Genomic DNA, 12785 nt, shown 5'->3' with positions numbered 1-12785 from the left:
CATCGATTCAGCCCCACTCAAGGCATGGCCCCTACACTGGAGGCCGCGATTCCATCCCAGTGGCCTCATGCCTTTGTACCACCGCACCTTGTTCGCGCTCTGCCTCCTTGTGCCCGCGGTATTCCCCGCGACTGCGCAGGAGGGCCCGACCACGGTGGTCCCGGTGGAGAACGTGCGCCTCGACTATGCCCAGGTGCTGGCAGTGGAGCCGGTCTACCAGACCCTCCGCGCCTCGCGTACCGAGATGAAATGCGAAGAGAAGCCGGCCCCGCGGCCGGCGCCGCCGATGCAGGATGACGGGCGTTGGAACAAGCTGGTGGACTCGGTCAAAGGCGTGTTTACCCGCGACCCGGAACCCCAGCCCAAGGTCGAACCAGCCAAACCCACATGCCGCATGGTCCCCGTGGAACGGGAGTTCCGCCGTCCCATCGCCTATGACGTGGACTACCTCTACAAGGGCTTCAAGTATCGATCTCGCCTGGCCGAGGATCCGGGCAATCGGCTGCGCATCCGGGTGTCGGTGATGCCCTATATACCGGGCCAGAGCTTCGCCACGCCCTGAAGCCTTGCACCGCAGCATTGCGCATGCGACGATGCGGCCAATGAAGATGAACACGCACCTGCACGCAAGCGCCGCCCGGATGGCTTCGGGAATGACGTCCCGTGCCCGCCGACCGGAACCGCGTATCTAGCTGGGTCGCCGGACGTTTTTGCTTGTTCAACCGGAACCCAGCCTGGCGCTGGGTTTTCTCGTTTCTGATCCCTGGGAAGTCGCAATGAAGCCGCATGCCATCAAACACTTCTTGAATACGCAGGACTGGTCGCGCACCGACCTGGACGCGTTGCTCACGCAGGCCTCGCTGTACAAGCAGCACAAGCTGGGCGATGCGCTGAAGGGCAAGTCCATAGCCCTGGTGTTCTTCAATCCGTCGCTGCGCACCCGCACCAGCTTCGAGCTGGGCGCCTTCCAGCTGGGCGGCCACGCGGTGGTCCTGCAGCCAGGCAAGGATGCCTGGCCGATCGAGTTCGAACTCGGCACGGTGATGGATGGCGACACCGAGGAACATATTGCCGAAGTGGCCAGGGTGCTCTCGCGCTATGTCGACATGATCGCCGTGCGCGCTTTCCCCAAGTTCATCGACTGGTCCAAGGACCGCCAGGACCAGGTGCTGCGCGGCTTTGCCCAGCACGCGACGGTGCCGGTTATCAACCTGGAAACCATCACCCACCCGTGCCAGGAACTTGCGCATGTGCTGGCCCTGCAGGAGCACTTCGGCACCCCGGATTTGCGCGGCAAGAAGTACGTTCTCACCTGGACGTACCACCCCAAGGCGCTGAACACCGCGGTGGCCAACTCCGCGTTGACCATCGCCACGCGCATGGGCATGGACGTGACTCTGTTGTGCCCGACGCCCGAGTACATCCTGGACGAGCGCTACATGGGCTGGGCCCAACAGAACGTGGCCGAAAACGGTGGTTCGCTGTCCATCAGCCATGACACCGACAGTGCCTATGCGGGCGCGGACATCATCTACGCCAAAAGCTGGGGCGCGCTGCCTTACTTCGGCAACTGGGAACCCGAAAAACCCATCCGCGACCAGTACAAGCACTTCATCGTCGACGAACGCAAGATGGCACTCACCAACAACGGGGTCTTCAGTCATTGCCTGCCGTTGCGCCGGAACATCAAGGCCACCGACGCAGTGATGGATTCGCCCCAATGCATCGCCATCAACGAGGCCGAAAACCGCCTTCACGTGCAGAAGGCCGTGATGGCCGCACTCGCCAACCAGTAATCAAAAAACGGAACACGAGACCCCATGAACCAGACCAAAGACATCGTCCTCGCCTTTTCCGGCGGCCTGGATACCAGCTTCTGCATTCCCTACCTGCAGGAGCAGGGCTACGCGGTGCACACCGTGTTCGCCGACACCGGTGGCGTGGATGCGGAGGAGCGCGACTTCATCGAGAAGCGTGCCGCCGAACTGGGCGCTGCCACCCATGTCACCGTCGATGGCGGCCCTGCCATCTGGGAAGGTTTTGTCAAGCCGTTCATCTGGGCGGGCGAGGGCTACCAGGGCCAGTACCCGCTGCTGGTTTCCGACCGTTACCTGATCGTCGATGCGGCGCTGGCACGTGCCAATGAACTGGGCACGAAGATCATCGCCCACGGCTGCACTGGCATGGGCAACGACCAGGTGCGTTTCGACCTGGCAGTGAAAGCTTCGGGCGATTACCAGATCGTCGCGCCGATCCGCGAAATCCAGAAGGAACATACGCAGACCCGCGCCTACGAGCAGAAGTACCTGGAAGACCGCGGCTTTGGCGTGCGTGCGAAGCAGAAGGCCTACACCATCAACGAGAACCTGCTGGGGCTGACCATGTCCGGCGGCGAGATCGATCGCTGGGATGCGCCGGGTGAAGGTGCGCGTGGCTGGTGCGCGCCGCGCAGTGCATGGCCGATCGAGCCCCTGACCGCAACGCTGAAGTTCGAGAACGGCGTGGCTGTCGAACTCGATGGCAAGCCCATGGAGGGCGCCGCGCTGCTGGCCAAGCTCAACACCCTGTTCGCGCAATACGGCGTGGGCCGTGGCATGTATACCGGCGATACCACCATCGGCCTGAAGGGACGCATCGTGTTCGAGGCGCCGGGCCTGGTGGCGCTGCTCTGCGCCCATCGTGCCCTGGAAGAGGCCGTGCTGACCAAGCAGCAGAACCGCTTCAAGCCGGAGGTGGCGCGCAAGTGGGTGGAGCTGGTGTACGAAGGCTTCTATCACGACCCCCTCAAGACTGACCTCGAGGCCTTCCTGGCGTCGTCGCAATCCACCGTCAACGGCACCGTCACCCTGGAAACGCGCGGCGGCCGCGTCGATGCGGTGGCCATCGAGTCGCCCCACATTCTCAACGCCAAGGGCGCGACCTATGCGCAGTCGGCCGATTGGGGCGTGGAGGAGGCCGAGGGCTTCATCAAGCTGTTCGGCATGAGCTCGACCCTGTGGGCCGAGATCAACCGCTGATGCTCGACTCCGTCCTCAGGCATCTCGAAGTACTGGTGTCGCACGACACCCGCAACCCGCCGCGTGCCATCACTACCGGCGGCATCTTCGATTACATCCGGTCGCAGCTTTCCGGCTTCCAGGTCGAGGTGGTGGACCACGGTGCTGGCGCGGTATCGCTGTTCGCAGTGCGCGGCAATCCAGGGCGGGTTTTCAATGTCCACCTGGACACGGTGCCGTCTTCACCTGCATGGAGCGCTGATCCGCTGAAGCTGCGGGTTACTGGCGATCGCGCGATCGGCCTGGGTGCCTGCGACATCAAGGGAGCGGCAGCGGCCCTGATAGCGGCGGCGCAGACCACACAGGGCGATGCCGCCTTCCTGTTCACCAGTGACGAGGAAGCCAACGATCCGCGTTGCATCGCTGCATTCCTGGCGCGCGCGCATGGCTTCACCCAGGCCATCATCGCCGAGCCCACCCAGGGGCGGGCCGTGCTCGCCCATCGCGGCATCAGTGCGGTGCGCATGGCATTCAAGGGCCAGGCGGGCCATGCCTCGGCGGAGAACGCGCTGTCCCTCAGCGCCGTGCACAACGCCATGCGCTGGGGTACCGGTGCACTGGATTTCGTTCAAGCGCAGAACCACCTGCGTTTTGGTGGACTGACCGGCTTGCGCTTCAACGTCGGGCGCGTGGAAGGCGGGATCAAGGCCAACATGATCGCGCCAAGCGCCGAAGTGCGCTTCGGTTTCCGCCCGCTGCCGTCGCAGGACATGGACGCCTTGCATGCGCAGTTTCGTGACCTCGCCAACCCCGAAGCCCTGGCCGACTACGAGGAAACCTTCCGCGGGCCCTCGCTGCCTTCGGGCGACGTGGGCCGCGCCGAAGAGCGCCGGCTCGCGGCCCGCGACCTCGCCGACGAACTCGACCTGCCGGTCGGCAACGCGGTCGACTTCTGGACCGAGGCCTCGCTGTTTTCCGCTGCGGGCCTGACCGCGCTGGTTTACGGGCCAGGCGACATCGCCCAAGCGCACACCGCAGACGAATGGGTTTCCCTGCAACAACTACAAGGCTACGCCGACACGGTGCAGCGCATCTTCGAAACCCACTGATTCGGAAACAACTGAACCATGCAAGCGCAGAAGCAAACACGCCAGACCATCATCCGCCTGCTGTCCAGCATGGCCAGCGCCAAGGAGATCTCCCAGTACGTCAAGCGCTTCTCGCAGCTCGACGCGAAGCGCTTCGCCGTGGTCAAGGTGGGCGGTGCGGTGCTGCGCGATGACCTGGATGCGCTGACGTCTTCGTTGTCGTTCCTGCAGGAAGTCGGGCTGACGCCCATCGTTGTCCACGGTGCAGGCCCGCAGCTGGACGAGGAAATGAGCGCCGCCGGCATCAGCAAGCAGACCGTCGACGGCCTGCGCGTTACCACGCCTGAAGTGCTGGCCATCGTGCGCAAGGTGTTCCTGCAGCAGAACCTGGCACTGGTGGAGGCCCTGCAGGAATCAGGCGCGCGCGCGACCTCGATAGTTTCCGGTGTGTTCGAAGCCGAGTACAAGGACCAGCAGACCTACGGGCTGGTGGGCGAGGTGACGCGCATCAACCAGTCGCCGATCGAAGCCAGCCTAAAGGCCGGCTCCATCCCGGTGATCGCCAGCCTGGGCGAAACCATCGGCGGGCAGATCCTCAACATCAATGCCGACTTCGCCGCCAACGAGCTGGTGCAGGTCCTGCAGCCCTACAAGATCATCTTCCTCACCGGCACCGGTGGTTTGCTGGATGACAAGGGCGCGGTGATCGATTCCATCAACCTGTCCACCGAGTATGAAGAGCTGATGGCGCAGCCCTGGATCAACGGCGGCATGCGGGTGAAGATCGAGCAGATCAAGGACCTGCTGGACAAGTTGCCGCTGACTTCGTCGGTCTCGATCACCAAGCCCGCGGAACTGGCCAAGGAACTGTTCACCCACAAGGGATCGGGCACGCTGGTGCGCCGGGGCGAACGCGTGCTGCGCTTCGATTCCTGGGAAGGCGTGGACCTGGCAAGGATGCGCGAGCTGATCGAATCGAGTTTCGGACGCACGCTGGTGCCCGACTATTTCGAGAAGACCACGCCATACCGCATCTACATCAGCGAGAACTATCGCACCGCGCTGATCCTGACCAGGGAAGAGGGCTACGCCTACCTCGACAAATTCGCGGTGCTGGACGATGCTCAGGGCGAGGGCCTGGGCCGCGCGGTCTGGCATGTGATGCGCGAAGAGAATCCGCAGCTGTTCTGGCGCTCGCGCCACAACAACCAGGTCAACATCTTCTATTACGCAGAGTCCGATGGCTGCTACAAGCAGGAAAAGTGGAAGGTGTTCTGGTACGGCATCGAGGCTTTCGCCGACATCGAACGCTGCGTGGCGCATTGCCGTACGCGCGTGCCTACCTTGATGGATACACCATGACACCTGAGACGCTTCCCGATGCGTGGCTGGCGCCGCGGCTGGTAGGCCAGCACGTCACGCTGGAGCCGCTGGTCTTGCCACACCTGGAAGGACTGCGGTTGGCGCTGGAAGGCGATGCTCTATCCCGACTCTGGTACACCAATGTCCCAAAAGCGTCTGAAGTGGATGGCTGGCTTCAGGCGGCCCTGGCCAGGCAGGCCCAGGGAGTCGAGGTGCCCTTCGTGGTGCTCGATGCGGGTGGTGCTGTCGTAGGCAGCACGCGCTTTTACGACATCGATGCTTCCATTCCCAAATTGAGCATTGGCTATACCTGGTACGCGCCACGGGTGCAGCGCACCGGCTTGAACACCGAAGCCAAGCTGCTCCTTCTGGGGCATGCCTTCGAGACCCTGGGCTGCATGGCCGTGTATCTGGAAACCAGCTGGTTCAACCAGGCCTCGCGTGCCGCCATCGCGCGGCTGGGTGCCAAGCAGGATGGTGTGCTGCGCAACCATCGCCGCCACGCGGACGGCAGCCTGCGCGACACCGTGGTGTTTTCCATCCTCGACAACGAATGGGCGGGCGTGAAAAGCAATCTGCGCCACCGCCTGCAACAGGGAGAGCGCCAGCATGGCGGCTAAGAAGACTGTCGGCCTGGTCGGTGCACGTGGCCATACCGGTGCCGAGCTGATCCGGCTCATCGCGCGCCATCCGCAGCTGGAACTGGGCTTCGTTTCTTCGCGTGAGCTTGTAGGGCAAGCCGTCAGCCAGCATATCGACGGGTTCGCGGGCGACCTGCATTACGAAAACCTGTCGCACGAAGAAGTCGGCGCGCGCGGGCTGGATGCGGTCATCCTGGCCCTGCCGAACGGAAAGTCCGAGGAGATCGTGGCGTCGGTTCAAGCGGACGCGCCCGACACGGTTATCGTGGACCTGTCCGCCGACCACCGTTTCACCGAGGGCTGGTACTACGGCCTTCCCGAGCTCACCCGTGGCCGCTACGCGGGCCAGCGGCTGATCAGCAACCCCGGTTGCTATGCCACGGCCATGCAACTGGCCATCGCGCCCATGCTGGATCGCCTGGCGGGTCCGCCGCAGTGCTTCGGGGTCTCCGGCTATTCGGGCGCAGGCACCACGCCGTCGGACAAGAACGACGTCGACAAGCTGCGCGACAACCTGATGCCTTATGCGCTGGCCGACCACCTGCACGAGCGCGAAGTCTCGCGCCATCTGGGGGTACCCGTGGAATTCATGCCGCACGTGGCGCCGCATTTCCGTGGCATCACCATGACCGTGAACCTGTGGCTGGGCCAGCCGTTGAAGGTGGAAGACATCCGCGCCAGTTACCGCGCCCGCTATGCCGGCGAGCCGCTGATCCGCATCCTCGATGAAGCGCCGTGGGTCAGCCATGTCGCCGGCCGGCACGGCGTGGAGATTGGCGGTTTCACCGTGGCGCCTGGCGGCAAGCGCGTGGTGGTCGTCGCTACCCTGGACAACCTGCTCAAGGGCGCGGCGACCCAGGCCATGCAGAATCTGAATCTTGCGTTCGGCTTCGACGAGTTCACCAGTATTCCCATCGGAGAGGACGCATGAGCGACCTGTTGTGGCAGAAGCCCGGCGTCAGCGTCGATGCCCGTATCCAGAAGTTCCTCGCCGGCGATGACGTGATCCTGGACCGCGAATTTTTCCTGCATGACATCGCTGCCAGCAAGGCGCACGCCGAAGGCCTGCAGCATATCGGCATCCTCTCGGCCGATGAGCTGGGCGGCCTGCTGCGCGAGCTGGACGTGCTTGCCGCCGATTTCAGCAGCGGTGTGTTCGTGCTGGACGAGCGGTTCGAGGATTGCCATTCGGCGATCGAATCGCGCCTGACCGAGCGCCTGGGCGATGCCGGACGCAAGATCCACACCGGTCGCAGCCGCAACGACCAGATCCTGGTTGCCACGCGCCTGTGGCTGAAAGAGAAACTGGACCAGGTCGCGACGCTGAGCCGGGAGATTGCCAGGGTCGCGCTGCAGCGGGCAGAGGCCGAAAAAAGCCTGCCGCTGCCCGGCTATACGCACATCCAGCGTGCCGTGGTTTCCTCGGCCGGCATGTGGTGGGCGGGCTGGGCGGAGGCCTTCATCGACAACGCCGTTCGCGCCGGCGACACCCGCCGCCTGATCGATGCCAATCCACTGGGCACGGCCGCCGGCTACGGCGTCAACCTGCCGCTGGATCGCGAGCACACCACGCAGGCGCTGGCATTCGCGCGCCTGCAGGTCAGTCCGATCTATGCGCAGCTGTCGCGGGGCAAGTTCGAGATGGCGGCGCTGGAAGCACTGGGTGGCGCCACCTTGGACCTGCGCAGGCTGGCCTGGGACCTGTCGCTGTTCACCAGCGCCGAGTTCGGTTTCGTGGCGCTGCCGGCGCAGTACACGACGGGCAGCTCCATCATGCCCAACAAGCGCAACCCCGACGTGATCGAGCTGATGCGCGCCACCCATGCCAGCGTGGCCGCCGCACGCACCGAGATCGAGCAGCTGCTGTCGCTGCCATCCGGCTACCACCGCGACCTGCAGAGCAGCAAGGGCGCAATCTTTCACGGTTTCGGTCGCGGCCTGTCCGCGCTGGAGTTGTTGCCCGACCTGCTCGCGAACCTTGAATGGCGCCAGGATCGGATGCGCGCGGCGATGGACTCGGGCATGTATGCCACCGATGTGGCGGTCGAGCAGGCCGCGGCCGGGGTGCCGTTCCGCGATGCATATCGCGCCGCCGCGGCGTCTGCGGACCAGGCCGGCTCCGGGCGCACGCCCGAGTCCAGCCTGGCCGCGCGGGTTTCCCCGGGTGCGGCCGCCGATCTGCGCCTGGACCTGCTGCACGCACGTTGGGAGTCGTTGGGCCAGATGTAATCGGCACGAGGGCAGGGGCGACGCAAGTCGCGAACACAGGTGGGCGGGCTGGGATTCGCTTGGTCTGTCGCGACTTTTGCCGCGACTGCGCCATCAACGCGGAGAGCGATCATGTCTGGATTGGCTGGGAAGAAACGCTACCTGGTGTTGGCGATGCGCACGGCCCGCTTCAGCGAAGAGGCGATAGCGCCCCACCTCGCCTTCCTCGATGCACTTCGCAGTGAAGGCAAGCTGGAAATGACCGGTGGTTTCAGCGATGGATCGGGTGGCGCCTATGTGTTGTCGGTCGGCTCGCTGGAGGAAGCACAGGTCCTGGCCGGCGCGGATCCGCTGGCGACCTCCGATGCTTCCGTGCTAACCGTGTACGAATGGAACACCCGTTGAGGCCATGATGAGCCAAGCCGAATCGCCTTTCGCGCAACAGCAGCTGCCGAGCTGGCGCCGCGCCGTGCTCAAGGTGGGCAGCAGCCTGCTGGCGGCCGAAGGCGAGGGCCTCAGTCCTCGCCATGCGCTGGGCCTTGCGCAGTTCGTCTCAGCAAGCCTGGCGGAGGGTCGCGAGGTGGTCATCGTGTCCTCGGGCGCGGTGGCGGCCGGTCGCGCGGTCATCCATCGCAAGGCCACCGCCGGCGCGGCCATGGCCGAACGCCAGGCCCTGGCAGCGCTGGGCCAGGCGCAGATGATCGGGCTGTGGCAGCGTTTCTTCGACCGGCCCGTGGCCCAGGTGCTGCTGACCCACGATGACCTGCGCAACCGTCGCCGCTACCTCAACGCGCGCGCCACCTTGAACGAACTGCTCGCACTTGGCGCGCTGCCGGTGATCAACGAGAACGACACCGTGTCCGTGGACGAACTCAAGCTCGGCGACAACGACAACCTGGCCGCGGTGATTGCCGCGCTGGTCGATGCCGATGCCCTGTTCATCGCCACCGATATCGATGGCTTCTACACTTCCAATCCACGCGTCAACGCCGATGCAACACCCGTGCAGGACGTGGAGGCGCTCACGCCGGAGTTTTTCGCCATGGCCGGCGAGGCGGGCAGCAGCGCCGGCACCGGCGGCATGCGCACCAAGCTTGAAGCGGCCGCCAAGGCTGCCGCTGCAGGCATCGAAACCTTCCTGTTCAATGGCACGCGCGCCGACGCGGTGCGGCAGCTGGCGCAGGGCCGGTTCAGCGGCACCCGCTTCCGGCCCGGGCAGAATCGCGTTGCCGCGCGCAAGCACTGGCTGCGCCACGTGCCGCTGGAGGCGGGCGGCATCATCGTCGATGCCGGTGCGGCCAGGGCCATGGGCGAGAAGGGCGCTTCTCTGTTGCCGGGCGGGGTGGTCGCCGCAGAGGGTGATTTCCGCCGCGGCGACATGATCGAGGTGCGCTTGCGTGACGAGCACGGCGAGCGTGCCATCGCCCGCGGGGTCAGCCAGTACTCCGCGGTCGATGTGCGCCGCATCGCTCGCCGTCATTCGCGTGATATCGAATCGATCCTGGGTTACAACTACGGCGAGAACGTGATCCACCGCGATGACCTGGTGATGCTGCCCTGATGATGCTGCCTTGGATGCTGGTGCCCTGATGAATTCCGCTATCAAGATGCAGGCGCTGGCCTGCCGCGACGCTGCGCTTGAGCTCGCCCGGCTTTCCTCGTCTGCCAAGGCAGAACTGCTGGTGGCAATGGCCGACGCACTTGAGCAGGATGCCCCCGCGATCCTTCAAGCCAACCGTCTCGACATGGAAGCAGCCGCCGGGAAGGGGGTCGCCACCGCGATGCTCGATCGCCTGATGCTGGATCCTTCCCGGCTGGCTGCAATCGCTTCGGCGCTGCGCGAAGTCGCGGCGCTGCCCGATCCGGTAGGCCAGGTGACGCGACGCGAGACCCGCCCCAACGGCATCGCCATCGAACGCGTGCGCGTGCCGCTGGGCGTGATCGCGATGATCTACGAGGCGCGGCCCAACGTCACCGCCGATGCCGCGGCGCTATGCATCAAGGCAGGCAATGCCGTGATCCTGCGCGGCGGCTCCGAAGCAATCCACAGCAACACCGCCATCGCCGCGGCGCTGCAGCGCGCGCTGCGCGAGGCCGGTTTGCCGGAGGCCGCGCTGACCCTGGTGACCGACCTGCGGCGCGAAACCATGCTCGAACTGCTGCAACTTACCGACATCGTCGACCTGGCCATTCCGCGCGGCGGTGAGGGCCTGATCCGTTTCGTCGCCGAACACGCGCGCGTGCCGGTGATCAAGCATTACAAGGGCGTCTGCCACTTTTTCGTCGATGCCAGCGCCGATCTCGAGCTGGCGCTGCGCCTGCTGGTAGATGGAAAGGTTGCGCGCCCCAGTGCCTGCAATTCGCTGGAGACCCTGCTGGTGCACGAACGGATTGCCGCCGATTTCCTGCCGCTGGCCGCCCGCGAAATGGCCGCGCGCAAGGTCGAGCTGCGCGGAGACCCGCGCAGTCGGGCGCTGGCGGGCATCACGATCGAAGCGACCGAGGCCGACTATGCGGCCGAATTCCTCGACCTGATCCTGGCCGTGCGCGTGGTCGACAGCCTGGATCAGGCGCTCGAACATATTCGCCAGTACGGCTCGGACCACACCGAGGTCATTGCCACCAGCGATGCAGCGAACGCGGACAAGTTCGTCCATTCGCTGCGCTCGGCGGTGGTGATGGTGAACGCGTCCTCGCGTTTCTCCGACGGCGGCGAGCTGGGCCTGGGCGCGGAGATCGGCATTTCCACCACGCGCCTGCATGCCTACGGCCCGATGGGGCTGGAAGCGCTGACGGTGGAACGTTTCGTCGTGCGCGGCAGCGGCCAGACCCGGAACCTGCCCTGAGGGCAACAAAAAACCGGCGCTAGGCCGGTTTCCTGATCTTCTTGGTCGGGGAGACAGGATTCGAACCTGCGACCTCTACGTCCCGAACGTAGCGCTCTACCAGACTGAGCTACACCCCGATGAAGCCGCGTATTGTATTCAGTCGGCCCGGTGCGGGGCAAGTAGTACGTGCCTCGCCGACTGCAAGGCGCGTTCAGCCGCTAAAATGGCCGCCTGTCGTCAATTGCCGCTGTGCGGCCGCCATCCGGGAGTTTTTGCTTGATCAAGCCGCGCACGCCGCCAGGGGTCATGGAGCTGTTGCCCCGTGACCAGATCGCCTTCCAGCGCATGCTGGACACGATCCGCCGCAACTACGAGCGCTTCGGGTTCCTGCCGGTGGAAACGCCGGTATTCGAGCTTTCAGAGGTATTGCTGACCAAATCCGGCGGGGAAACCGAACGCCAGGTCTATTTCGCCCAGTCCACCGGAGCCCTGGAGAAGGGCAACGATGGCCTGCCCGAGCTGGCCCTGCGCTTCGACCTGACCGTGCCGCTGGCGCGCTATGTGGCCGAGCATGAACACGAACTGGCCTTCCCGTTCCGCCGCTACCAGATCCAGCGGGTCTATCGCGGCGAACGCGCCCAGCGCGGGCGTTTCCGCGAGTTCTACCAGTGCGACATCGACGTGGTCGGCAAGGATGCCCTGAGCATCCGCTTCGACGCCGAGATCCTGGCGGTCATCCACGCGGTTTTCTCCGAGCTTGGCATCGGCGATTTCACCATCCAGCTCAACAACCGCAAGCTGATGCGTGGCTTCTTCGAAGGGCTGGGCATTGCCGACGGCAGCCGGCAGATGGACGTGCTGCGGGAAGTCGACAAGCTGGACAAGCGTGGCGCCGACCTGGTGCGCGACACGCTGACGGGCGAGGGCTTCGGGCTGTCGGCCGAGACGGTCGGCAGGATCCTCGATTTCGTGGCGGTGCGTTCGATCGGCCACCAGGATGCGCTGGCACAATTGCAGCGGCTGGGGCAGGGCAGCGATACCTTCAACCAGGGCATCGCTGAATTGCGCGAGGTGCTGGAGCTGGTGCATGCCCTGGGCGTTCCGGAAAGCGATTACTGCCTGAACCTTTCCATCGCGCGCGGGCTGGACTACTACACCGGCACCGTCTACGAAACCCAGCTGGATGGTTACCAGCAGATCGGCTCCATCTGTTCGGGTGGACGTTATGACGATCTTGCCAGTCATTACAGCAAGTCGAAGCTGCCCGGTGTCGGCATTTCCATCGGTCTTACGCGCCTGTTCTGGCAGTTGCGCGAAGCGGGGCTGATAGCGGGCGCCGACGAAAGCTCGGTGCAGGCCATGGTCGCGCTGATGGAGGACAACCAGTTGACCGAATCGCTGGACATCGCGCGCAAGCTGCGCGCCGGCGGCATCAACACCGAGGTGCAGATGGAGCCCAAGAAGCTGGGCAAGCAGTTCCAGTACGCCTCGCGGGCCGGCATCCGTTTCGTGGTGCTGGCAGGAGAAGATGAATTGAAGCGCGGCGTGGTCACGGTCAAGGACCTGGCGCGCGAGCAGCAGTTCGAAACCACGCGCGACCAACTCGCGTCCACCTTGCGGGTCGAGCTGGAACAGACCCGCGCACTGGCAGGCCGCTGATGA

Annotated in this window: 12 protein-coding genes and 1 tRNA gene; 12 read left to right on the top strand and 1 reads right to left on the bottom strand. The window is 64.9% G+C overall.

Annotation, left to right across the window (positions count from 1 at the left end; genetic code table 11):
- Window positions 1–67: 67 nt before the first annotated feature.
- The 11 genes from DT603_RS02005 to DT603_RS01955 all read left to right on the top strand — a co-directional run bounded on the left by DT603_RS02005 (window position 68) and on the right by DT603_RS01955 (window position 11141).
- A complete protein-coding gene (locus tag DT603_RS02005) occupies window positions 68–562 on the top strand; it encodes a glycine zipper 2TM domain-containing protein (RefSeq protein ID WP_211368233.1) in 495 nt (164 codons plus the stop codon).
- Between the two features lie 214 nt (window positions 563–776).
- Window positions 777–1796 carry an N-acetylornithine carbamoyltransferase gene (locus DT603_RS02000; protein ID WP_162348164.1) on the top strand — a complete coding sequence of 340 codons (1020 nt, stop codon included), beginning with the start codon at window positions 777–779 and terminating at the stop codon, window positions 1794–1796.
- Between the two features lie 24 nt (window positions 1797–1820).
- On the top strand, window positions 1821–3017 hold the full coding sequence (locus tag DT603_RS01995) for an argininosuccinate synthase (protein ID WP_162348163.1): 1197 nt from the start codon (window positions 1821–1823) through the stop codon (window positions 3015–3017).
- On the top strand, window positions 3017–4105 hold the full coding sequence (locus DT603_RS01990) for an acetylornithine deacetylase (RefSeq protein WP_162348162.1): 1089 nt from the start codon (window positions 3017–3019) through the stop codon (window positions 4103–4105). The genes DT603_RS01995 and DT603_RS01990 overlap by 1 nt, the downstream gene beginning before the upstream one ends.
- Window positions 4106–4123: 18 nt before the next feature.
- Entirely contained in the window at window positions 4124–5446 is a 1323-nt protein-coding gene (locus tag DT603_RS01985) for an acetylglutamate kinase (protein ID WP_162348161.1), read from the top strand.
- Complete coding sequence (locus DT603_RS01980) at window positions 5443–6066, top strand: GNAT family N-acetyltransferase (protein ID WP_162348160.1); 624 nt, start codon at window positions 5443–5445, stop codon at window positions 6064–6066. Before DT603_RS01985 ends, DT603_RS01980 begins: the two co-directional genes overlap by 4 nt.
- Complete coding sequence (gene argC / locus DT603_RS01975; RefSeq protein ID WP_162348159.1) at window positions 6056–7018, top strand: N-acetyl-gamma-glutamyl-phosphate reductase; 963 nt, start codon at window positions 6056–6058, stop codon at window positions 7016–7018. The genes DT603_RS01980 and argC overlap by 11 nt, the downstream gene beginning before the upstream one ends.
- A complete protein-coding gene (argH, locus tag DT603_RS01970; RefSeq protein WP_162348158.1) occupies window positions 7015–8316 on the top strand; it encodes an argininosuccinate lyase in 1302 nt (433 codons plus the stop codon). Before argC ends, argH begins: the two co-directional genes overlap by 4 nt.
- A gap of 111 nt (window positions 8317–8427) precedes the next feature.
- Window positions 8428–8700, top strand: a complete 273-nt coding sequence (locus DT603_RS01965; RefSeq protein WP_162348157.1) for a YciI family protein — start codon at window positions 8428–8430, stop codon at window positions 8698–8700.
- Window positions 8701–8707: 7 nt separating this feature from the next.
- Window positions 8708–9856, top strand: coding sequence for a glutamate 5-kinase (gene proB, locus DT603_RS01960; protein WP_162348156.1), 1149 nt, complete (start codon window positions 8708–8710; stop codon window positions 9854–9856).
- Between the two features lie 28 nt (window positions 9857–9884).
- Window positions 9885–11141 carry a glutamate-5-semialdehyde dehydrogenase gene (locus DT603_RS01955; protein ID WP_162348155.1) on the top strand — a complete coding sequence of 419 codons (1257 nt, stop codon included), beginning with the start codon at window positions 9885–9887 and terminating at the stop codon, window positions 11139–11141.
- 42 nt (window positions 11142–11183) lie between these two features.
- Here the strand turns inward: DT603_RS01955 and DT603_RS01950 are convergent.
- A tRNA-Pro gene (locus DT603_RS01950) sits at window positions 11184–11260 on the bottom strand.
- A gap of 139 nt (window positions 11261–11399) precedes the next feature.
- Here DT603_RS01950 and hisS point away from each other — a divergent pair.
- Window positions 11400–12782, top strand: coding sequence for a histidine--tRNA ligase (hisS, locus tag DT603_RS01945; RefSeq protein ID WP_162348154.1), 1383 nt, complete (start codon window positions 11400–11402; stop codon window positions 12780–12782).
- Window positions 12783–12785 lie beyond the last annotated feature (3 nt).

Source organism: Pseudoxanthomonas gei, from assembly GCF_010119615.1.
GTDB classification, from domain to species: domain Bacteria; phylum Pseudomonadota; class Gammaproteobacteria; order Xanthomonadales; family Xanthomonadaceae; genus Pseudoxanthomonas_A; species Pseudoxanthomonas_A gei.
The sequence above is the reverse complement of the archived record's forward strand: the minus strand, read 5'-3'. Positions and strand labels throughout refer to the sequence as shown.

Excerpts from the sequence above, each read along its gene's own strand:
- argH (WP_162348158.1), top strand. The coding sequence starts at position 7,015 with ATGAGCGACCTGTTGTGGCAGAAGCCCGGCGTCAGCGTCGATGCCCGT.
- DT603_RS01965 (WP_162348157.1), top strand. The coding sequence starts at position 8,428 with ATGTCTGGATTGGCTGGGAAGAAACGCTACCTGGTGTTGGCGATGCGC.
- DT603_RS01985 (WP_162348161.1), top strand. The coding sequence starts at position 4,124 with ATGCAAGCGCAGAAGCAAACACGCCAGACCATCATCCGCCTGCTGTCC.
- DT603_RS01990 (WP_162348162.1), top strand. The coding sequence starts at position 3,017 with ATGCTCGACTCCGTCCTCAGGCATCTCGAAGTACTGGTGTCGCACGAC.
- DT603_RS01955 (WP_162348155.1), top strand. The coding sequence starts at position 9,885 with ATGAATTCCGCTATCAAGATGCAGGCGCTGGCCTGCCGCGACGCTGCG.
- DT603_RS02000 (WP_162348164.1), top strand. The coding sequence starts at position 777 with ATGAAGCCGCATGCCATCAAACACTTCTTGAATACGCAGGACTGGTCG.
- DT603_RS01995 (WP_162348163.1), top strand. The coding sequence starts at position 1,821 with ATGAACCAGACCAAAGACATCGTCCTCGCCTTTTCCGGCGGCCTGGAT.
- DT603_RS01980 (WP_162348160.1), top strand. The coding sequence starts at position 5,443 with ATGACACCTGAGACGCTTCCCGATGCGTGGCTGGCGCCGCGGCTGGTA.
- DT603_RS02005 (WP_211368233.1), top strand. The coding sequence starts at position 68 with ATGCCTTTGTACCACCGCACCTTGTTCGCGCTCTGCCTCCTTGTGCCC.
- argC (WP_162348159.1), top strand. The coding sequence starts at position 6,056 with ATGGCGGCTAAGAAGACTGTCGGCCTGGTCGGTGCACGTGGCCATACC.
- proB (WP_162348156.1), top strand. The coding sequence starts at position 8,708 with ATGAGCCAAGCCGAATCGCCTTTCGCGCAACAGCAGCTGCCGAGCTGG.